Source organism: Pseudomonas sp. BMW13, from assembly GCF_013357275.1.
Classification (GTDB): Bacteria; Pseudomonadota; Gammaproteobacteria; order Pseudomonadales; family Pseudomonadaceae; genus Aquipseudomonas; species Aquipseudomonas khazarica.
In genome coordinates this window covers 124,655-143,771 of the sequence record NZ_SUKD01000010.1, presented here as the reverse complement: position 1 = coordinate 143,771, position 19,117 = coordinate 124,655, and the positions used below count along the sequence as shown (strand labels likewise).

At 65.3% G+C, this 19,117-nt stretch carries 20 protein-coding genes and 2 tRNA genes; 11 read left to right on the top strand and 11 right to left on the bottom strand.

The genetic code is table 11. The features are described 5' to 3' along the window. Both E4487_RS08825 and E4487_RS08820 read right to left on the bottom strand, forming a co-directional pair. A tRNA-Asp gene (locus E4487_RS08825) sits at positions 1 to 74 on the bottom strand. Between the two features lie 15 nt (positions 75 to 89). Further along, positions 90 to 165: transfer RNA gene (locus E4487_RS08820), tRNA-Val, on the bottom strand. A gap of 295 nt (positions 166 to 460) precedes the next feature. On the opposite strand from E4487_RS08820, the gene rdgC reads away from it, so the two are divergent. After that, complete coding sequence (gene rdgC / locus E4487_RS08815) at positions 461 to 1,381, top strand: recombination-associated protein RdgC (RefSeq protein WP_037047431.1); 921 nt, start codon at positions 461 to 463, stop codon at positions 1,379 to 1,381. A gap of 82 nt (positions 1,382 to 1,463) precedes the next feature. Here rdgC and edd read toward each other — a convergent pair whose 3' ends face one another. After that, on the bottom strand, positions 1,464 to 3,287 hold the full coding sequence (gene edd / locus E4487_RS08810; RefSeq protein WP_175253155.1) for a phosphogluconate dehydratase: 1,824 nt from the start codon (positions 3,285 to 3,287) through the stop codon (positions 1,464 to 1,466). A gap of 130 nt (positions 3,288 to 3,417) precedes the next feature. On the opposite strand from edd, the gene gap reads away from it, so the two are divergent. Continuing rightward, on the top strand, positions 3,418 to 4,419 hold the full coding sequence (gap, locus tag E4487_RS08805; RefSeq protein ID WP_175253154.1) for a type I glyceraldehyde-3-phosphate dehydrogenase: 1,002 nt from the start codon (positions 3,418 to 3,420) through the stop codon (positions 4,417 to 4,419). 13 nt (positions 4,420 to 4,432) lie between these two features. After that, positions 4,433 to 4,897 (top strand): methylglyoxal synthase, encoded by a 465-nt coding sequence (locus E4487_RS08800; RefSeq protein ID WP_175253153.1) that lies wholly within the window; start codon positions 4,433 to 4,435, stop codon positions 4,895 to 4,897. Positions 4,898 to 4,905: 8 nt separating this feature from the next. Here E4487_RS08800 and arfB read toward each other — a convergent pair whose 3' ends face one another. Continuing rightward, a complete protein-coding gene (gene arfB, locus E4487_RS08795) occupies positions 4,906 to 5,319 on the bottom strand; it encodes an alternative ribosome rescue aminoacyl-tRNA hydrolase ArfB (RefSeq protein ID WP_047588097.1) in 414 nt (137 codons plus the stop codon). A gap of 131 nt (positions 5,320 to 5,450) precedes the next feature. On the opposite strand from arfB, the gene E4487_RS08790 reads away from it, so the two are divergent. Both E4487_RS08790 and E4487_RS08785 read left to right on the top strand, forming a co-directional pair. Next, the gene (locus tag E4487_RS08790) at positions 5,451 to 6,515 is read left to right on the top strand and encodes a metal-dependent hydrolase (protein ID WP_175253152.1); all 1,065 of its coding nucleotides are present in this window, start codon (positions 5,451 to 5,453) and stop codon (positions 6,513 to 6,515) included. Positions 6,516 to 6,560: 45 nt separating this feature from the next. After that, entirely contained in the window at positions 6,561 to 8,396 is a 1,836-nt protein-coding gene (locus tag E4487_RS08785; protein WP_175253151.1) for an ABC transporter ATP-binding protein, read from the top strand. Positions 8,397 to 8,493: 97 nt separating this feature from the next. Here E4487_RS08785 and E4487_RS08780 read toward each other — a convergent pair whose 3' ends face one another. Next, complete coding sequence (locus E4487_RS08780; protein ID WP_175253150.1) at positions 8,494 to 9,819, bottom strand: DEAD/DEAH box helicase; 1,326 nt, start codon at positions 9,817 to 9,819, stop codon at positions 8,494 to 8,496. Between the two features lie 186 nt (positions 9,820 to 10,005). On the opposite strand from E4487_RS08780, the gene E4487_RS08775 reads away from it, so the two are divergent. Further along, positions 10,006 to 10,428, top strand: a complete 423-nt coding sequence (locus E4487_RS08775; protein ID WP_150608595.1) for an anti-virulence regulator CigR family protein — start codon at positions 10,006 to 10,008, stop codon at positions 10,426 to 10,428. A gap of 98 nt (positions 10,429 to 10,526) precedes the next feature. Next, positions 10,527 to 11,096 (top strand): dihydrofolate reductase family protein, encoded by a 570-nt coding sequence (locus E4487_RS08770; protein ID WP_037047338.1) that lies wholly within the window; start codon positions 10,527 to 10,529, stop codon positions 11,094 to 11,096. A gap of 5 nt (positions 11,097 to 11,101) precedes the next feature. Here the strand turns inward: E4487_RS08770 and rarD are convergent, their stop codons facing one another. The 4 genes from rarD to E4487_RS08750 form a co-directional block, all read right to left on the bottom strand. Next, positions 11,102 to 11,989 (bottom strand): EamA family transporter RarD, encoded by an 888-nt coding sequence (gene rarD / locus E4487_RS08765; RefSeq protein WP_037047335.1) that lies wholly within the window; start codon positions 11,987 to 11,989, stop codon positions 11,102 to 11,104. Then, complete coding sequence (locus E4487_RS08760; RefSeq protein ID WP_037047333.1) at positions 11,989 to 12,852, bottom strand: carboxylate/amino acid/amine transporter; 864 nt, start codon at positions 12,850 to 12,852, stop codon at positions 11,989 to 11,991. The genes rarD and E4487_RS08760 overlap by 1 nt, the downstream gene beginning before the upstream one ends. A 159-nt stretch (positions 12,853 to 13,011) precedes the next feature. After that, a complete protein-coding gene (locus tag E4487_RS08755; protein ID WP_175253149.1) occupies positions 13,012 to 13,611 on the bottom strand; it encodes an FMN-dependent NADH-azoreductase in 600 nt (199 codons plus the stop codon). A gap of 135 nt (positions 13,612 to 13,746) precedes the next feature. Then, positions 13,747 to 14,061: a hypothetical protein gene (locus E4487_RS08750; RefSeq protein WP_037047329.1), complete on the bottom strand. Its 315-nt coding sequence runs from the start codon at positions 14,059 to 14,061 to the stop codon at positions 13,747 to 13,749. A 74-nt stretch (positions 14,062 to 14,135) separates the two neighbouring features. On the opposite strand from E4487_RS08750, the gene E4487_RS08745 reads away from it, so the two are divergent. The 3 genes from E4487_RS08745 to E4487_RS08735 are packed head-to-tail and all read left to right on the top strand — an operon-like array spanning position 14,136 to position 16,439. Then, positions 14,136 to 15,062: a LysR family transcriptional regulator gene (locus E4487_RS08745; RefSeq protein WP_037047327.1), complete on the top strand. Its 927-nt coding sequence runs from the start codon at positions 14,136 to 14,138 to the stop codon at positions 15,060 to 15,062. A gap of 10 nt (positions 15,063 to 15,072) precedes the next feature. Then, positions 15,073 to 15,879, top strand: a complete 807-nt coding sequence (locus tag E4487_RS08740) for an alpha/beta fold hydrolase (protein WP_175253148.1) — start codon at positions 15,073 to 15,075, stop codon at positions 15,877 to 15,879. 5 nt (positions 15,880 to 15,884) lie between these two features. Next, a complete protein-coding gene (locus E4487_RS08735) occupies positions 15,885 to 16,439 on the top strand; it encodes a peptidylprolyl isomerase (RefSeq protein ID WP_037047323.1) in 555 nt (184 codons plus the stop codon). 57 nt (positions 16,440 to 16,496) lie between these two features. Here the strand turns inward: E4487_RS08735 and fpr are convergent, their stop codons facing one another. Then, the gene (gene fpr, locus E4487_RS08730) at positions 16,497 to 17,276 is read right to left on the bottom strand and encodes a ferredoxin-NADP reductase (protein ID WP_037047321.1); all 780 of its coding nucleotides are present in this window, start codon (positions 17,274 to 17,276) and stop codon (positions 16,497 to 16,499) included. 114 nt (positions 17,277 to 17,390) lie between these two features. On the opposite strand from fpr, the gene E4487_RS08725 reads away from it, so the two are divergent. Next, positions 17,391 to 18,317, top strand: coding sequence for a LysR family transcriptional regulator (locus E4487_RS08725; protein ID WP_037047319.1), 927 nt, complete (start codon positions 17,391 to 17,393; stop codon positions 18,315 to 18,317). Between the two features lie 12 nt (positions 18,318 to 18,329). On the opposite strand, the gene erdR is transcribed toward E4487_RS08725, so the two are convergent. Next, on the bottom strand, positions 18,330 to 18,977 hold the full coding sequence (erdR, locus tag E4487_RS08720) for a response regulator transcription factor ErdR (RefSeq protein ID WP_037047317.1): 648 nt from the start codon (positions 18,975 to 18,977) through the stop codon (positions 18,330 to 18,332). Between the last annotated feature and the right edge of the window lie 140 nt (positions 18,978 to 19,117).

Sequence of the window (19,117 nt, the reverse complement as noted above, 5' to 3'; positions counted from 1 at the left end):
CGCAGCGGACGGGACTCGAACCCGCGACCCCCGGCGTGACAGGCCGGTATTCTAACCGACTGAACTACCGCTGCGCGTAACTGCGAGATTGGTGGGTGGTGACGGGATCGAACCGCCGACCCTCTGCTTGTAAGGCAGATGCTCTCCCGGCTGAGCTAACCACCCATTCGCTCTCGAAGTGGGGCGCATTCTAGAGAGCGATCCGCACCTTGGCAAGCCCTCTTTGCAAAAAAATTTACCGGCCCAGCAAGAACTTAGGTGAGACCAGCGAATTTTCTCGACGCACCGTGGTCAGGGTTGGCCTGAGCCCGCCAGCGGAGAATAATGCGCGCTCTGTGCCGAGTGGACGAATCCCTGTCCATCACCTTCATCTGTCGCGGTGCGCCTCCTTTCTCATGCGGGAAAGGTTCATGGATGGCGCCACCCCGCGACCTCAACACCAATGGAGAGTCACCTGCTCATGTGGTTTCGTAACCTGCTGGTCTACCGCCTCACTCAGGACATCCCGTTCGACGCCGACGCGCTGGAAGCCGCACTGTCCGGCAAACAGGCCCGTCCCTGCGCCAGCCAGGAGCTGACCACCTACGGCTTCACCGCACCCTTCGGCAAGGGTGCCGATGCCCCGCTGGTGCATGTCAGCGGTGATTTCCTGCTGATCGGCGCGCGCAAGGAAGAGCGCATCCTGCCGGGCTCGGTGGTGCGTGACGCGCTGAAGGAGAAGGTCGACGAGATCGAGAACACCCAGATGCGCAAGGTGTACAAGAAGGAGCGCGATCAGATCAAAGACGAGATCGTCCAGGCCTTCCTGCCTCGCGCCTTCATCCGCAAGTCCGGCACCTTCGCGGCCATCGCGCCGAAGCAGGGCCTGATCCTGGTCGACAGCGCCAGCGCCAAGAAAGCCGAGGACCTGCTCTCCACCCTGCGCGAGGCCATCGGCTCGCTGCCGGTACGTCCGCTGTCGGTGAAGATCGCACCGACCGCTACCCTGACCGACTGGCTGAAGAACCAGAGTGCCGCCGAGGGCTTCTTCGTGCTCGACGAGTGCGAGCTGCGCGACACCCACGAAGACGGTGGCGTGGTGCGCTGCAAGCGCCAGGACCTGACCAGCGAGGAAATCCAGCTGCACCTGTCCACCGGCAAGCAGGTCACCCAGCTGTCGCTGGCCTGGCAGGACAAGCTGTCGTTCGTGCTCGACGACAAGCTGACCATCAAGCGCCTGCGCTTCGAGGACGTCCTGCAGGAGCAGGCCGAGCAGGACGGTGGCGATGACGCCCTGGCCCAGCAGGATGCCAGCTTCGTGCTGATGATGATGACCCTGGTGGAGTTCCTCCCGGAGCTGTTCACCGCACTGGGCGGCGAAGAGATTCCGCAAGGCATCTGATAACACGCCGGGTGGATGACGCGTCTTTCATCCACCACCCGGACAGGCGGTGGACACGCTTCGCGTTGCCCACCGCCCCTGTTCAGGTCAAGGATTCGAGGCTCTCGGTGAAGGCGCTGGCGCCCTGCTCCGCCGTGCTGAAGTTGTGACGCATGAAGGCGAACAGCTCGCGCCCGCAGCCACTGGCCGGCGCCGGCCTGGCCGCCAGTTCACGGGAAGCCAGCTCGGCGTCTGCGACTTTCAGGAGCAATTCACCGCTGCGACCATCGACACGCAGCACGTCGCCATCGCGCACCCGCGCCAGCGGCCCGCCGTCGAACGCTTCCGGACACACATGAATGGCCGCCGGGATCTTGCCGGAGGCGCCGGACATGCGCCCGTCCGTCACCAGCGCCACCTTGAAGCCCCGGTCCTGCAGCACACCGAGGTAAGGCGTCATCTTGTGCAGCTCCGGCATGCCGTTGCTGCGCGGTCCCTGAAAGCGCACCACGGCAACGAAATCGCGCTCCAGCCTGCCGGCCTTGAAGGCTTCCACCAGCTCCAGCTGGTCCTCGAAGACCAGCGCCGGCGCTTCGACCACCTGGTGCTCCGGCGCCACCGCAGACACCTTCATCACCCCACGCCCCAGGTTGCCCTGCATCAGGCGCAGGCCACCCTCGGCCGAGAAGGGCCGGGCCACCGGACGCAACACGCTTTCCTCGAGGCTCGCACTCGGCCCGTCACGCCATACCAGCTTGCCGGCTTCGAGGAAGGGCTCGCGGGTGTAACGCGACAAGCCGCGCCCGGCCACGGTATTGACCTCTTCATGCAGCAGGCCGGCATCCAGCAGTTCACGGATGAGGAAGGCCATGCCACCGGCAGCCTGGAAGTGATTGATGTCGGCCTTGCCGTTGGGGTAGACGTGCGCCAGGGTCGGCACCACCTCGGACAGGTCGGCCATGTCCTGCCAGGTCAGCAGGATCCCGGCGGCACGGGCGATGGCCGGCATGTGCAGGGTGTGATTGGTCGAGCCGCCCGTCGCGTGCAGGGCAACGATGGAGTTGACCAGGCAGCGCTCGTCGACGATCTCGCCGATGGGCATGAACTGGCCGCTCTGCCGGGTCAGGCGCGTGACCTGCTGCGCGGCCTCGCGGGTCAGGGCATCGCGCAGCGGCGTGCCCGGATTGATGAAGGAGGCGCCCGGCAGATGCAGTCCCATCACTTCCATCAGCAACTGGTTGGTGTTGGCGGTGCCGTAGAAGGTGCAGGTGCCCGGCCCGTGGTAGGCCGCCATCTCCGCCGCGAGCAGCTCGTCGCGGCTCGCCTTGCCCTCGGCGTAGCGCTGCCGCACATCAGCCTTTTCCTTGTTGGACAGGCCCGAGGTCATCGGCCCTGCCGGGACGAACAGCGACGGCAGGTGACCGAAGCGCAGCGCGCCCATCAGCAGGCCCGGAACGATCTTGTCGCAGACCCCCAGGTACAGCGCGGCATCAAACATGTTGTGCGACAGCGCCACCGCGCTGGCCATGGCGATCACTTCACGACTGGCGATACCCAGTTCCATGCCCGGCTCGCCCTGCGTGACGCCGTCGCACATGGCCGGCACGCCACCGGCGAACTGCCCGACCGAACCCAGCTCGCGCAGGGCCTGCTTGATCTGCTCGGGGAACCGCTCATACGGCTGATGCGCCGACAGCATGTCGTTGTAGGCGGACACGATGGCGACGTTGGCCGCATCCATCAGCCGCAACGTCTGCTTGTCGTGCCCGCTGCAACCGGCAACACCATGGGCGAAGTTGGCGCACTGCAGCTTGCCGCGCTGCGGCCCTTCGCTGGCCGCCGTGCGAATCATCTCGAGGTAGCGCTGGCGCGTGGCTCGGCTGCGCTGGATAAGACGGTCGGTCACTTCGACAACACGGGGATGCATGAGGAATCTCCAGGTTAACAGCTAGCGCATATTTATATTTACAACAAAATTCTGCCACTCATTGGGCTTGATTTCCACGCCAACGGGAATAATCTTGTAATTCTAACAACAAAATTACGAGACCTTCACCATGACGCTACGAATCGCCATCAATGGTTTTGGCCGCATCGGTCGCAACGTGCTGCGAGCACTCTATACCCAGAACTACCGCCAGCAGCTGCAGGTCGTGGCGATCAACGACCTGGGTGACAGCGCGATCAACGCCCACCTGCTGCACTATGACAGCGTACACGGGCATTTTCCCGAGGAGGTGCGGGTCGATGGCGAAAGCCTGTGGATCAAGGGTGACCGCATCGCCGTCAGCGCCATCCGCAACCCCGCCGACCTGCCGTGGCGGGCACACCAGGTCGACGTGGTGCTCGAATGCACCGGGCTGTTCACCGAACGCGACAAGGCCGCCGCACACCTGGCAGCGGGTGCGCGCAAGGTGCTGATCTCGGCCCCGGCCAAAGGGGCCGACGCGACGCTGGTCTACGGGGTCAACGACGAGGTCCTGACGCCGGCCATGCAGATCATCTCCAACGCCTCCTGCACCACCAACTGCCTGGCGCCCGTGGCTCAGGTGCTGCAACGCGAGTTGGGCATCGAACAGGGCCTGATGACCACCATTCACGCCTACACCAACGACCAGAACCTTTCCGACGTCTATCACAGCGACCCCTATCGCGCACGCTCGGCCACCCAGTCGATGATCCCGACCAAGACCGGCGCCGCCGAGGCCGTCGGCCTGGTCCTGCCGGAGCTGGCGGGCAAGCTCACCGGCATGGCGGTGCGGGTGCCGGTGATCAACGTCTCGCTGGTCGACCTGACCCTGCAGGTCAAACGCGACACCGACGCGACCGAGGTCAACGCCCTGCTCAAGGCGGCCAGCGAACGCTCGCCGGTGCTCGGCTACAACGCGCTGCCGCTGGTGTCCTGCGACTTCAACCACAATCCGCTGTCGTCGATCTTCGATGCCAACCACACCAAGGTCAGCGGCCGGCTGCTCAAGGTCATGGCCTGGTATGACAACGAGTGGGGCTTCTCCAACCGCATGCTGGACAACTGCCTGCTCCTGGCGCGCATGAACTGAAAGAGGAGGTCCGATGAGCCGCATCAGCTTCACCCAGGCGACCTTGCCCGCTCGCAAGCGCATCGCCCTGGTCGCCCACGACCACTGCAAGAGCTTCCTTCTCGACTGGTGCGAGCGCCAGCGCGAGCGGCTGCGCCAGCACCAGCTGCTGGCGACCGGCACCACGGGCCTGCTGCTGGGCCAGCGCCTGGAGCTGCCGGTGGAAAGCATGATCAGCGGCCCGCTGGGCGGTGACCAGCAGATCGGCGCACGCATCGCCGAGCAGCGCGTGGACATGCTGGTGTTCTTCTGGGACCCGTTCGAACCGCAGCCGCACGACCCCGACATCAAGGCCTTGTTGCGCGTCGCTGCGGTGTGGAACATTCCGGTTGCGTGCAACGAAAGCAGCGCCGACTACCTGCTCAGCAGCAGCCTGATGGAGCGCGAGCACAGCTACCGCATTCCCGACTACCAGACCTACCTGGCCGGACGCCGCTGAGCAACGCGCTAGAAATCCACCTTGCCGCGCCCCGCCTTGATCGCCCCACGCTTGCTCTTGCCATCGAGGCGGCGCTTCTTCGAACCCAGCGTCGGCTTGGTCGGGCGGCGCTTCTTGTCCACCTTGACCGCACTGCGGATGAGTTCGAGCAGTCGCTCCAGCGCATCGGCGCGGTTCTGCTCCTGGGTGCGGTACTGCTGCGCCTTGATGACCACCACGCCGTCTGCGGTGACGCGGCTGTCGGCAAGCCCCAGCAGGCGTTCCTTGTAGAACGGCGGCAGCGACGAAGCCTGACTGTCGAAGCGCAGGTGCACGGCACTGGACACCTTGTTGACGTTCTGCCCGCCGGCGCCCTGGGCGCGAATGGCGGTCAGCTCGATTTCATCGAGCGGGAGGTGGACGCTGTTGGACAGAATCAGCATGAGCAGGGTTTCTGGATGAACATGCGCATCAGGATACCTCTGCGGTCTGTAATCTTTGCTTGAAATTTCCCCACGCCACGCCGGCAGCACCTCGGCTAACGTAGCGGCCTCTACTCTTGCGGAAGCACACGATGGACTCCATAACCCAGGCGGTACTCGGCGCCAGCATCCAGGGCGCACTGCTCGGCCGCTGGCAGGGACGCAAGGCTCTGCTCTACGGCGCCATGCTCGCCACCGTACCCGATCTGGACGTGATCATGGAGTACGGCGACGCGGTGGCCAACATGACCTACCACCGAGGTTTCAGCCACTCGCTGTTCGTGCTCAGCGGCTTCGCCCTGCTGCTGACCTGGCTGGCCAGGCGCTTTCGGCCTCATCCCGGCTACTCGGCCCAGCGCCTGCTGCTGACCCTGTGGCTGGTGCTCGTCACTCACCCACTGCTGGATGCCTTCACCAGCTACGGCACGCAGCTGTTCTGGCCGCTGACGCCGACACCCACGGCCTGGTCCAGCCTGTTCATCATCGACCCGCTGTATACCGTGCCGCTGATCGCCGCCGTGGTCATCAGCCTGTTCAGCGGGCTACGCGAGCAGAGCTGGCGCGTGCCCGCCGTCGCCCTGGCCCTGTCGACGCTGTACATCGGTTTCAGCCTGGCCGGCAAGTTCATGGCCGAACAGCGCGTGGAGCAGGAACTGGCGCGCCAGGGCATCCAGGCAGAACGCCTGTTCGTCACCCCGACGCCGTTCAACACCCTCCTCTGGCGGGTGATCGTGCTCGACGGCGAGGACTACCACGAGGCCCTGGTCGGCTGGCTCGACGACGACACGCCGCACCTGCAGCGCCTGCCACGCGGTACGCACCTGCGCGAACAGCTCGCGGGCTCGGCCATGCACGAGCGCCTGGACTGGTTCACCGGTGGCGTGCTGCGCTATGACCAGGTCGGCGATCACCTGATCGTCACCGACCTGCGCCTGGGCATGACCGGGTTCCATCCGTTCCGCTTCGATTTCGCCCACCTGCGCGACGGTCGCTGGCAGCTACAGGAACACATCGCACGCCTGCCCTTCGAACGCGGGGAGATCGAGCACCTGAACCTGTTGCTCAAGCGCATCTGGCAGCCCGAGTTGGACGTGCCGCTGCTGGCCTGGGCCAGCGAACTGCAGAAACCACTTTTGACTGAGACTCGCTCGCACTAAGGGCGTACTATCGGCGTCCCTCCATGTCGAGGCAGGATGCCTGCAATGTTGTTTCGCCGCTTCGAGTCGTTGATCGACGTCTTCAAACCCAGCCCGGACATCGCGCCACCGCCGGGCATGCTGCGCTTCTACGGCCACTACCTGAAACAGGTGTGGCCGCTGATGGTCGCGGTGCTGATCGTGGGCTTCTTCGCCGCCGTGATCGAGGTGGCGCTGTTCAGCTTCCTCGGCCAGCTGATCGACATGGCGCAGGCCAGCACGGATGCCGGCAGCTTCTTCGCCGAACACCGCGACGCACTGCTGTGGATGCTGCTGGTGGCGCTGGTCATCCGCCCCCTGGTGTTCGGCCTGCACAACCTGCTCACACACCAGGCGGTCAACCCCGGGCTGACCAACCTGATCCGCTGGCAGAACCACCGCTACGTACTCAAGCAGAGCCTGAGCTTCTTCCAGAACGACTTCGCCGGTCGCGTCGCCCAGCGCGTGATGCAGACCGGCCCGTCGCTGCGCGACTCGGCCATGCAGGTGATCGACGCGCTGTGGCACGTGGTGGTCTACGCCGGCAGCGCGCTGTACCTGTTCGCCGCCGCCGACCTGCGCCTGGTGCTGCCGCTGGCCCTGTGGATCGTCGGCTACAGCGCCGCGCTGTGGTACTTCGTACCGCGCATCAAGGCGCGCTCGGCCGCCGCCTCGGCCGCGCGCTCCAAGGTGATGGGCCGCGTGGTCGATGGCTACAGCAATATCGCCACGCTCAAACTGTTCGCCCACTCGCAGGAAGAGGAAAGCTACGCACGCGAAGCCATGCAGGACCTGCTCGACAAGTTCCGCCTGCAGTCGCGCACCATCACCGCCCTGGACTTTCTCATCACCTGCCTCAATGGCGTGCTGATCGTCGGCACCGGCGCTCTGGCGCTGTGGCTGTGGAGCCAGGCGCTGATCAGCACAGGCGCCATCGCCCTGGCGCTCGGCCTGGTGATCCGCATCAACAACATGGCCGAATGGATCATGTGGGTGGTCAACGGCATCTTCGAGAACGTCGACACCGTGCAGGACGGCATGCAGACCATCGTCCAGCCGCGCCAGGTCGCCGACCGCGAGGATGCCACGCCGATTCAGGTGCCGCACGGCGGTGTGCGCTTCGAGGACATCCACTTTCACTACGGCAAGCGCGGCGGGGTGATCAGCGGCCTGGACATCGACATCCGCCCCGGCGAGAAGATCGGCCTGGTCGGCCCGTCGGGGGCCGGCAAGTCGACTCTGGTCAATCTGCTGCTGCGCCTCTACGACCTGGAGAGCGGACGCATCCTGATCGACGGCCAGGACATCGGCACGGTGACCCAGGAAAGCCTGCGCGCGCATATCGGCGTCGTGACCCAGGACACCTCCCTGCTGCACCGCTCGATCCGCGACAACCTGCGCTACGGCAAGCCCGATGCCAGTGACGACGAGCTCTGGGAGGCAGTACGCAAGGCGCGCGCCGACAGCTTCATCCCGACGCTCGACGACAGCCAGGGCGGGCGCGGCATGGACGCCCAGGTGGGCGAGCGCGGCGTCAAGCTCTCGGGCGGCCAGCGCCAGCGCATCGCCATTGCCCGCGTGCTGCTCAAGGACGCACCGATCCTGGTGCTGGACGAAGCCACCTCGGCGCTCGATTCGGAAGTGGAGGCGGCCATCCAGGAAAGCCTGGACAGCCTGATGCAGGGCAAGACAGTGATCGCCATCGCCCACCGCCTGTCGACCATCGCGCGCATGGACCGCCTGGTGGTGATCGACAAAGGACAGGTCATCGAAACCGGCAGCCACGCCGAGCTGATCGCCCATGGCGGCCTGTATGCGCGCCTGTGGCAGCATCAGACCGGCGGTTTCGTCGGCGTCGAATAAACACGAGGACAGGCCGCAGGGGGTGGATGACGCTCTTTTCATCCACCACTGCGTTCACAGCGCGGTGGACGGGTGAAGCGTCGTCCCCCCTACGGAATCACTCGGCGGCCGGCTTCTTGCGCTTGAGCGGTGCGCTGCCGTCGGCGCTGACCAGCGCGGAGGGTTTGCCGGCCGGGCGCGGGCCGCTCTTGCGCTTGGGCGCGGCAGCTTTCTTCGGCTCTCTCTTCTCGGCCTTTTTCTTCTTGCTGCCGGCGGCCTTGCCCGAGGCCTTGAGGTTCTTCGGCCCCTGGTAGACGCCCTTGAGTTCCTTGACGGTGCGGCGCTCGAAACGCTGCTTGAGGTAGCGTTCGATGCTCGACATCAGGTTCCAGTCGTTGTGGCAGATCAGCGACACCGCCAGGCCCTCGCCACCGGCACGGCCGGTGCGGCCGATGCGGTGCACGTACTCGTCACCGGAACGCGGCATGTCGAAGTTGATCACCAGGTCCAGGCCATCGACGTCCAGACCGCGTGCCGCCACGTCGGTGGCGACCAGGACCTTGACCGCGCCCTGGCGCAGGCGCTCGATGGCCAGCTTGCGGTCCTTCTGGTCCTTCTCGCCATGCAGCACGAAGGCCTTGATCCCGGCCGCCACCAGCTTGCCGTAGAGGCGATCGGCCTGCACCCGGGTATTGGTGAAGACGATGGCCTTGTCATAGGTCTCGTTGGCCAGCAGCCAGTCGACGAGCTGCTCCTTGTGGTAGTTGTGGTCGGCGGTGATGATCTGCTGACGGGTGCCTTCGTTGAGCTGGCTGACGCTGTTGAGCATCAGGTGCTGCGGCTGCTTGAGCACCTTGGCGACCATTTCCCGCAGCCCGTTGCCACCGGTGGTGGCGGAGAACAGCAGGGTCTGGTGCGGCCCGCAGGACTCGGCCAGACGCTGGGCGTCCTCGGCGAAGCCCATGTCGAGCATGCGGTCGGCTTCATCGAACACCAGCACCTCGACCTCATCCAGCGGCAGGTTGCCGGCATTGGCATGTTCGATCAGACGGCCAGGCGTGCCGATGAGGATGTCGATCTTGCGCATCAGTGCGGCCTGCACCTTGAAGTCCTCGCCGCCGGTAACCAGTCCGGCCTTGAGGAAGGTGAACTGGGCGAAGCGCTCAACTTCCTTGAGCGTCTGCTGCGCCAGCTCGCGGGTCGGCAGCAGGATCAGCGCGCGAATGCTCAGGCGCTGCTTGGAGTTGCCATCGCCGAGCAGGCGGTTGAGCAGTGGCAGGACGAAAGCGGCGGTCTTGCCGCTGCCGGTCTGGGCGATCACTCGCAGGTCCTTGCCCTCCAGCGCAGGAGGAATCGCTGCGGCCTGTACCGGCGTCGGCTCGACGAATTTAAGCTCGGCCACGGCTTTCAGCAGGCGTTCATGCAGGGCGAATTGGGCAAACACGGGGGCACTACCTCGAGAAATCGACAAAACGGTGCATAGCCTAACGGTTTCCGGCGTCCGGGCCGAATTTCTTTGCACTCGGCCAACGATAGTCGATGCGTTCGCCGCTACGCTTTCCTACCGGCGGGTGGAACCGAGCGCACCCGCCGGGAGTCAGATTGATATCACTCCAGAGGAGTCTCTCTCATGTTCATGAAGCCTCACTCAGCGTTAGCCTTGAGCCTCTGCGCGCTGCTGGCGGCCTCCCCGGTCCTCGCCAGCCCGCCACCGGGCAAGGGCAAGCAGGGTCACCAAGGCCAGCAGGGTCAGCAGGAAGACGTGCGGATCGACCTGCGCGGCCCGAGCGTCGATATCGGCCGGGTGCGTATCGTCCTCGGCGACAACCGCCAGTTGATCGGCCCGACCTCTTCCCTGCCACCCGGCATCGCCAAGAACCTGGCTCGCGGCAAGCCGCTGCCGCCGGGCATCGCCAAGAACTTCGACAGCCGCCTGAACGCGCGCCTGCCGCACTACGATGGCTACGAATGGAAGCAGATCGGTACCGACGTGGTGCTGGTGGCGGTCGCGACGGGCATCGTCTACGAAATCCTGCGTAACGTGCTGGACTGAGTGGTCTTCCGACGGTCTGCCGACAAGCGGTATGGCCACTGACGAACTTGTCTCCACGGCATCGCTCAAATCGTCAGATGGCCAGCCGAGAACGCCCCATGAGCCCGTCACTGATCTATCACGTCACCTCCAGCCTGGACGGCTACATCGCCCGCCCCGATGGCCACATCGACTGGTTCGCTTCGCTGCGCCAGGCCGATGAGGAGTACAGCTTCCAGTACTTCTACTCCGGCATCGATGCGTTGCTGATGGGCCGCGGCACCTATGAGGCGCTGCTCAAGCGCGGCGGCGCCTGGCCCTACCCCGGCAAGCCCTGCGTGGTGCTCACCCGCCTGCCCCTGCCGCGCGCCTCGGACGAGGTGCAACTGACCCACTGCACTCCCGCTCAGGCGGTCGCCGCCCTGGGGGAAGCCGGCTTCCAGCGTGTCTGGCTGGTCGGTGGCAGCCTGCTGGCGGGCAGTTGCTACACCGCCGGGCTGATCGACGAAGTGGTGATCAACCTGGTGCCCCACCTCCTCGGCGCCGGCATCCCGCTGCTGGCGACGGGCATGGAGCGCAGCCTCACGCTCAGCGACCAGCGCCGCTTCAACAGCGGCACCCTGCAGGTGCACTACAAGGTGCAGAACCCCGCCTCGCAGCAATCGCCCTCGCGCATCAACGCGGCCTGATCACCTCAGGCTGGCGTTTTGCGCAGCAGACGCGCGCTGTCCCAACCGACCAGCAATACGGCTGCCCAGATCGGCAGGTAGGTCAGCCATTGCCCGGCATCGAAGGTCTCGCCCAGCACCAGCAGTGCAACGGCGAACAGCAGCACCGGCTCGACATAGCTGAGAATGCCGAACAGCCCCAGCGGCAACAGCCGGCTCGCCGCCATCATCGCGGCGAAGGCCAGGGTGCCGATCAGCGCCATGCCCGGTACCAGCAACCACAGCGCAGGCCGATTGGCAAAGGCATCCACGGGGCCATGGGCGACGATCAGCCAGATCGCCAGCGGCGCCAGCAGCAACATCTCGAGCACGAAGCCGGACAGCGCATCGAAACGCATCCAGCGGCGCAACATCATGTAGGGCGGGTAGCCGAGCGCAGTCACCAGCGTCAGCCAGGAAAACGCCTGGGTGCGCCAGAGCTCATGCAGCACGCCAAGCACGGCGCAGGTCACCGCCAGTCGCTGCAACGGGCGCAGGCGCTCGCCGTAGAACACCCGCCCGGTCAGCACCAGGGCAAGCGGCAGCAGGAAGTAGCCCATGGACACTTCCAGCATGTGCCCCGCCAACGGCGCCCAGACGAACAGCCCCCACTGCACGCCGATTAGGGCCGCCGCCACGGGGCAGGCAGCGAGCAGCAGCGGCTCGCGGCGCAGACGCACGAACGTCTCGCGCAGCAGCGCGGTCTGCCGGGCCAGCAGCACCAGCAGCAACACCAGCGGAATGGACCAGAGCACGCGCTGCGCGAACACCTGTATGCCGTCCAGCGGCGTCAGCCATTGCACGTAGCCGGGCAGCACGGAGAACAGCACCGAGGCGCCGACGGACAGCGCCACACCGCGCCCGGAAAGCTGCATCAGCCAATCCTCGCGGGCTTGCGCCCCAGACCCGCCACCGGCAGTGACAGGGCGATGACCGCGCCACCGATGGCCAGGCGCAGCAGATCGGCGTCATGGTTCCAGATCAGCAGGTTGACCAGCAGGCCGGCCGGCACCAGGGCGTTGTTCATCACCGCCAGGGTGCCGCCGTCGACCAGGCTGGCGCCCTTGTTCCACCAGTACAGACCCAGGCCGGAGGCGACCACGCCGAGCCAGCCGAGCACGCCCCATTGCAAGGCGCTGCTCGGCAGCCGCTCGCCATTGCCCAGCAGCAGGAAGGCCGGCAACGCGATCAGCAAGGCGCCGAGGTAGAAGAAGCCGAAACGCCGGTACTGCGGCTCGCTCGAGGGAAACTTCAGCAGCAGGTGCTTGTACAGCACCTGGCCGGCGGCGAAGGTGAAGTTGGCCACCTGCAGCAGCAGGAAGCCCAGCAGGAAGCTGCTGCTGATCCCGTCATAGCGGATGATCCCGGCGCCCAGCACGGCCACCAGGGCGGCGAGCAGCGCCCAGGGGTTGAAGCGGCGGTTGAGCGCATCCTCGATCAGCGTCACGTGCAACGGCGTGAGGATGGTGAACAGCAGCACCTCCGGCACCGTCAGCATCGAGAAGCTGAGGTACAGGCAGACGTAGGTGATGCCGAACTGCAGCGCACCGATCACCAGCATGCCGCGCACGAAGGCCGGGGCGTGACCGCGCCAGCGGGTCAGCGGCAGGAACAGCAGGCCGGCGATGACGATGCGCGTCAGCACCGCGAAATAGCTGTCGACCCGACCGGCCAGGTACTCGCCGATCAGACTGAAGGAAAAGGCCCACAGCAGGGTCACTATCAGCAGATATCGCACAGCCACCTCCGAAGGAAGGCGGCGACCTTAGCGCGTTCGCCGGCAGCGGACAATGCATGGCCGGCCAGCGACCGGCCGGCCATGCAAAAAAGCCGGCCACCTCGTAGCGAAGCGACCGGCGCAACACGCCCGTGGACGGGCGCTCAGGAGAGAGTGGGATCAGGCGACCTCGGCCACCTTGGCCCTGGCCTGGGCCAGGCCCTTTTCGCTGAACTCGGCACCCAGGTTCAGGCCTTCGGCGTGGATGAACTGCACATCGTGGATACCGATGAAGGCCAGCGCCTGACGCAGGTAGGGCTCCTGGTGATCCAGCGCACTGCCGGCGTAGATACCGCCACGGGCAGTCAGCACGAAGGCGCGCTTGCCGGTCAGCAGGCCCTGCGGGCCGGTCTCGGTGTACTTGAAGGTGACGCCGGCGCGCAGCACGTGGTCCAGCCAGGCTTTCAGGGTGCTGGGGATGGCGAAGTTGTACATCGGCGCCGCCAGCACCAGCACATCGGCTGCCAGCACTTCGTCGGTGAGCAGATTGGAGCGCGCCAGGGCGGCCTTCTCCGCCTCGCTCTGCTGCTCGCTCGGCGTCATCCAGCCGCCCAGCAGCGTGGCGTCGAGGTGCGGCACCGGGTCGACGGCCAGGTCACGAACCTGGATCTGGTCGGCCGGGTGAGCGGCCTGCCAGTTGGTGATGAATTGCTGGGTCAGCTCACGGGAGACCGAGCCTTGTTGGCGGGCGCTGCTTTCGATAACGAGAATACGGGACATACCTGAGGCTCCATCGAGGTGGGTAGGAATCGATGGAGCACAGACTAGGTCCACAACATTCGATTAAAAAGCGCAAATATCCGCTTACATATATCGACAAAGTTGATTTATGGATGGGCCGGGTCTAGGCTCTGGTTACTTCAGGCCACAGGTCAGGTCGACCCGCAGGCGAATCACGCTGCGGCTGAACTTCACCGTCATGTTGTTGCTGGCCCCCGGTGTCAGCACGGCTCGCCGCGTACGTGGCGCTTCCGGGCCGTTGCGGAACACGGCGCTGCATTCTGCTTCACTCTCGCCGTAGTTGTAGAGCACCAGCGCTGCCATGTTGTGATCGATTTCCTGAGTAGTGGCCGATACCTCGGCGCCGTTCAGCTGTTTCTCCACATCGATCGGATAGGCGTGGGCAGCCAGGGGCAGCAGGGCGAACAACAGGCAGAAGATTTTTTTCATCGGTGCTCTCCATCATCGGAGCGCCAGTGTAGGTCGAGATCGCCGGCGATGACAGCCGGTAACAGGACAGTGTCATGAAAGCTCCCCGTGTAACCCTGGACCAGTGGCGTACCTTGCAGGCAGTGGTCGACCAGGGCGGTTTCGCCCAGGCCGCCGAGGTGCTGCATCGCTCGCAATCGTCGGTGAGCTATACCGTGGCACGCATGCAGGAGCAGCTCGGCGTGCCGTTGCTGCGCATCGACGGGCGTAAGGCGGTGCTGACCGAGGCCGGCGACGTCCTGCTGCGCCGCTCGCGGCAGCTGGTCAAGCAGGCCAGCCAGCTGGAAGACCTGGCCCACCACATGGAACAGGGCTGGGAGGCCGAGGTGCGCCTGGTGGTCGACGCCGCGTATCCGACGGCGAACATCGTCCGCGCGCTGACCGCCTTCATGCCGCAGAGCCGTGGCTGCCGCGTACGCCTGCGCGAGGAAGTGCTGTCCGGGGTCGAGGAAGTGCTGCTGGAAGGCACCGCCGACCTGGCCATCAGCGCCCTGAACATCACCGGCCACCTGGGCATCGAACTCGGCGAAGTGGAATTCGTCGCCGTGGCCAACCCCGAGCACCCCCTGCATCGCCTGCAACGGGAACTGAGCTTCCAGGACCTCGAGGGCCAGATGCAGGTGGTGACCCGCGACAGCGGTCGCCTGCAGCCACGCGACGCCGGCTGGCTCGGCGCGGAACAACGCTGGACCGTGGGCAGCCTGCCAACCGCGCGGACCTTCGTCAGCAGCGGCCTGGGCTTTGCCTGGCTGCCGCGCCACCTGATCGCGCGTGAACTGCAGGAGGGTCTGCTCAAGCCCCTGCCGCTGGCCCAGGGCGGCCTGCGCAAGCCTCGCTTCTTTCTCTACAGCAACAAGGACCGGGTCCTGGGCCCGGCCACGCAGATTCTCATCGAACTGATCAAGAACTTCGACGCCGCGCCGCTGGACGCTCCGTTCGCCGCGCCGCAGTCCAGCCACTGAGAGCCGCCCCATGCCCTACTTCGACAACGATGGCTGCCAGCTGCACTACGAGGACTACGGTCACGGTACGCCGCTGCTGCTGGTGCACGGCCTGGGTTCGAGTACGCGCGACTGGGAGTACCAGATTCCTGCCCTCAGCCCGCACTACCGGGTCATCGCCCTCGACGTGCGCGGGCATGGCCGCTCGGACAAGCCGCGCGAGGCCTATAAGATCGCCGACTTCGCCGACGACGTGGCCGCGCTGATCGAACACCTGCAACTGCCCGCCGTGCACCTGGTGGGCATTTCCATGGGCGGCATGATCGGCTTCCAGCTCGGCGTCGACCGCCCCGAGCTGCTGCGCAGCCTGACCATCGTCAACAGCGCCCCCGAGGTGAAGGCCAGGAGTGCACGGGACTGGCTGGAGGTCGGCAAACGCTGGACGCTGTCCCGCCTGCTCAGCCTGGACAGCATCGCCAAGGCCCTCGCCAAGCTGCTGTTCCCCAGACCGGAGCAGGCCGACCTGCGGCGCAAGGTGGAGGAACGCTGGCCACAGAACGACAAGCGCGCCTACCTCGCCAGTCTCGACGCGATCATCGGCTGGGGCGTGCGGGAACGCCTCGCACGCATCACCTGTCCTACGCTGGTCATCACCGCGGACCGCGACTACACCCCGGTTGAACGCAAGCGCGAATACGTGGCAGAAATGCCTGACGCGCGCCTGCTGGTGATCGAAAATTCGCGCCACGCCACACCACTGGATCAACCTGAACGCTTCAATAGCGCCCTGCTCGCCTTTCTCGGTGAAGCAGACACCACTGCCAACAAGGAAAACTGACCATCATGCTCAAGCAACTCGTTATCGCCGCCGGCGCCCTGCTGCTGTCGACCAGCCTGCTGGCTGCGGAAAACCCCAAGGTACTGCTGACCACCAGCATGGGCGAAATCGAAGTGGAACTGGCCGCCGACAAGGCGCCGATCAGCACGCAGAACTTTCTCAAGTACGTGGACAGCGGCTACTACAACGGCACCCAGTTCCATCGTGTGATTCCCGGCTTCATGATCCAGGGCGGCGGCTTCGATGCCGAGCTGCGCCAGAAGGACACCGACGCACCGATCAAGAACGAGGCCGACAACGGCCTGCACAACGTGCGCGGCACCCTGGCGATGGCCCGCACCCAGGTACGCGACTCGGCCACCAGCCAGTTCTTCATCAACCACAAGGACAACGCCTTCCTCGACCACGGCTCGCGTGACTTCGGCTATGCCGTGTTCGGCAAGGTGACCCGTGGCATGGAGGTGGTCGACAAGATCGCCCAGGTGCCGACCGGCAACCGCGGCATGCACCAGAACGTCCCCCGCGAGCCGGTGCTGATCATCGACGCCAAGCGCCTGTAAGCCGCGCACCAACGAAAAAGCCGCCCGATGGGCGGCTTTTTCGTTTGCCAGAGGCGCTTACTTCTCGACGAAGGCGCGCTCGATCAGGTAGTCACCCGGCTCACGCATGCGCGGGGAGATCTTCAGGCCGAAGCTGTCGAGCACTTCGGCGGTCTCGTCGAGCATGCTCGGGCTGCCGCAGATCATGGCGCGGTCGTCCTGTGGGTTGATCGGCGGCAGGCCGATGTCGGCGAACAGCTTGCCGCTGCGCATCAGGTCGGTCAGGCGGCCCTGGTTCTCGAACGGCTCGCGGGTGACGGTGGGGTAATAGATCAGCTTGTCACGCAGGGCCTCGCCGAAGAATTCGTTCTGCGGCAGGTGCTCGGTGATGAACTCGCGATACGCCACTTCGTTCACGTAGCGCACGCCGTGCACCAGGATCACCTTCTCGAAACGCTCATAGGTTTCCGGGTCCTGGATCACGCTCATGAACGGCGCCAGGCCAGTGCCGGTGCTGAGCAGGTACAGGTGCTTGCCAGGGTTCAGGTCATCGAGCACCAGCGTGCCGGTAGGCTTCTTGCTGATGATGATCTCGTCGCCTTCCTTGAGGTGCTGCAGCTGCGAGGTCAGCGGACCGTCGGGCACCTTGATGCTGAAGAACTCCAGGTGCTCTTCCCAGTTCGGGCTGGCGATGGAGTAGGCACGCATCAGCGGGCGACCATTGTCCTGCTGCAGGCCGATCATCACGAACTGGCCATTTTCGAAGCGCAGGCCCGGATCGCGGGTGCACTTGAAGCTGAACAGCGTATCGTTCCAGTGGTGGACGCTGAGCACGCGCTCGACGTTCATATTGCTCATGATGATCTTTCCTCGGGAAGCACAGCGCCTTCGGCGCGATTGCGCGGCATTTTATTCGCGGCAACAATATCTGTTAAGTGGATTATCAAGATATAGGTTATCGGTTATATCGATATGCGATTTACTCTCAGACAACTCCAGGTATTCGTCGCGGTCGCCCAGCAGGAGAGCGTCTCGCGCGCGGCGCAGTCACTGGCGCTCTCGCAGTCCGCCACCAGCACCTCACTGACCGAGCTCGAACGCCAGTCCGACTGCCAGCTGTTCGACCGCGCCGGCAAGCGCCTGGCGCTCAATGCCCTGGGGCGCCAGCTGCTGCCGCAGGCGGTGGCGCTGCTCGAACAGGCACGCGAGATCGAACGCCTGCTGGGCGGCAAGAGCGGCTACGGCTCGCTCAACGTCGGCGCCACGCTGACCGTGGGCAACTACCTGGCCACCCTGCTGATCGGCAGCTTCATGCAGCAGCACCCGGAGTGCCGGGTGAAACTGCAGGTGCACAACACCGCCCACGTGGTACAGCAGATCGCCCACTACGAGCTGGACCTGGGCCTGATCGAAGGCCACTGCCAGCACCCGGATATCGAGGTGCAGCCCTGGGTCGAGGATGAACTGGTGGTGTTCTGCGCACCGCAGCACCCGCTGGCGGCACGTGGCACGGCGAGCCTGGAGGAACTGACCTGCGAGGCGTGGATTCTGCGCGAGCAGGGCTCGGGCACCCGGCTGACCTTCGATCAGGCCATGCGTCATCACCCGCGCAAGCTGAATATCCGCCTGGAGCTGGAGCACACCGAGGCGATCAAGCGCGCCGTGGAGTCCGGCCTGGGCATCGGCTGCATCTCACGTCTGGCCCTGCGCGACGCCTTTCGGCGCGGCAGCCTGATGCCGGTGGAAACACCCGAGCTCGATCTGCGCCGGCAGTTCTATTTCATCTGGCACAAGCAGAAGTATCAGACGGCCGCCATGCGTGACTTTCTCGAGCAGTGCCGCGCACTGACCGCCGGGGTGGCCCGCAGCGACCAGATCGTGCTGCCGGCCATCGTCTGAGCCTGGGGCCCGTCAGCCTGGAATCGACTCCATCTGCTGCAGCAGCAGCGCCGCCTGGGTGCGCGTGCGCACGCCGAGCTTGCGGAAGATCGCCGTGACATGCGCCTTGACCGTCGCCTCGGAGACGTTCAGCTCGTAGGCGATCTGCTTGTTCAGCAGGCCTTCGCAGACCATGGTCAGGACCCGGAACTGTTGCGGGGTCAGGCTGGCGAGCCCGGCACTGGCGGCCTTGGCCTCCTCGGAAACCGGGGCGCTCTCCTCGGCCATCGGCGGCCACCAGGTATCGCCGTCGAGCACCTGGCGCACGGCCAGCTGCAGGGTTTCCAGCGGGCTGGACTTGGGAATGAAACCGCTGGCACCGAACTCGCGGGAGCGGTTGACCACCGAGGCTTCCTCCTGTGCGGAGATCATCACCACCGGAATCTGCGGGTATTGCCCGCGCAGCAGGACCAGGCCGGAGAAACCGTAGGCACCCGGCATATTGAGGTCGAGCAGAACCAGATCCCAATCACTCTTGTCGGCCAGGCAGGCCTCCAGCTCAGCGATGCTGGCAGCCTCCACCAGGCGCACATCCGGCCCCAGCCCCAGGGTCAGTGCTTGTTGCAGCGCGCTGCGAAACAGCGGGTGGTCATCGGCAATCAGGATTTCATAGGCGGCCATCGGCAGATCCTGCTCTTGTTATGAGTGGCACTGAGGTGAGTATGACAGTGCTTATTGGCTGACGACCCGCTCAAGACTGTTCATCCATCACGACAGACTCCCCACTCGGACCGACGGCGGCGCCCAGCATGCCGAGCTGT

Bases quoted from the DNA above. Each gene is read 5' to 3' on its own strand.
- rdgC (WP_037047431.1), top strand. From the start codon at position 461: ATGTGGTTTCGTAACCTGCTGGTCTACCGCCTCACTCAGGACATCCCG.
- edd (WP_175253155.1), bottom strand. From the start codon at position 3,287: ATGCATCCCCGTGTTGTCGAAGTGACCGACCGTCTTATCCAGCGCAGC.
- gap (WP_175253154.1), top strand. From the start codon at position 3,418: ATGACGCTACGAATCGCCATCAATGGTTTTGGCCGCATCGGTCGCAAC.
- E4487_RS08800 (WP_175253153.1), top strand. From the start codon at position 4,433: ATGAGCCGCATCAGCTTCACCCAGGCGACCTTGCCCGCTCGCAAGCGC.
- arfB (WP_047588097.1), bottom strand. From the start codon at position 5,319: ATGCTGATTCTGTCCAACAGCGTCCACCTCCCGCTCGATGAAATCGAG.
- E4487_RS08790 (WP_175253152.1), top strand. From the start codon at position 5,451: ATGGACTCCATAACCCAGGCGGTACTCGGCGCCAGCATCCAGGGCGCA.
- E4487_RS08785 (WP_175253151.1), top strand. From the start codon at position 6,561: ATGTTGTTTCGCCGCTTCGAGTCGTTGATCGACGTCTTCAAACCCAGC.
- E4487_RS08775 (WP_150608595.1), top strand. From the start codon at position 10,006: ATGTTCATGAAGCCTCACTCAGCGTTAGCCTTGAGCCTCTGCGCGCTG.
- E4487_RS08770 (WP_037047338.1), top strand. From the start codon at position 10,527: ATGAGCCCGTCACTGATCTATCACGTCACCTCCAGCCTGGACGGCTAC.
- rarD (WP_037047335.1), bottom strand. From the start codon at position 11,989: ATGCAGCTTTCCGGGCGCGGTGTGGCGCTGTCCGTCGGCGCCTCGGTG.
- E4487_RS08755 (WP_175253149.1), bottom strand. From the start codon at position 13,611: ATGTCCCGTATTCTCGTTATCGAAAGCAGCGCCCGCCAACAAGGCTCG.
- E4487_RS08750 (WP_037047329.1), bottom strand. From the start codon at position 14,061: ATGAAAAAAATCTTCTGCCTGTTGTTCGCCCTGCTGCCCCTGGCTGCC.
- E4487_RS08745 (WP_037047327.1), top strand. From the start codon at position 14,136: ATGAAAGCTCCCCGTGTAACCCTGGACCAGTGGCGTACCTTGCAGGCA.
- E4487_RS08740 (WP_175253148.1), top strand. From the start codon at position 15,073: ATGCCCTACTTCGACAACGATGGCTGCCAGCTGCACTACGAGGACTAC.
- E4487_RS08735 (WP_037047323.1), top strand. From the start codon at position 15,885: ATGCTCAAGCAACTCGTTATCGCCGCCGGCGCCCTGCTGCTGTCGACC.
- fpr (WP_037047321.1), bottom strand. From the start codon at position 17,276: ATGAGCAATATGAACGTCGAGCGCGTGCTCAGCGTCCACCACTGGAAC.
- E4487_RS08725 (WP_037047319.1), top strand. From the start codon at position 17,391: ATGCGATTTACTCTCAGACAACTCCAGGTATTCGTCGCGGTCGCCCAG.
- erdR (WP_037047317.1), bottom strand. From the start codon at position 18,977: ATGGCCGCCTATGAAATCCTGATTGCCGATGACCACCCGCTGTTTCGC.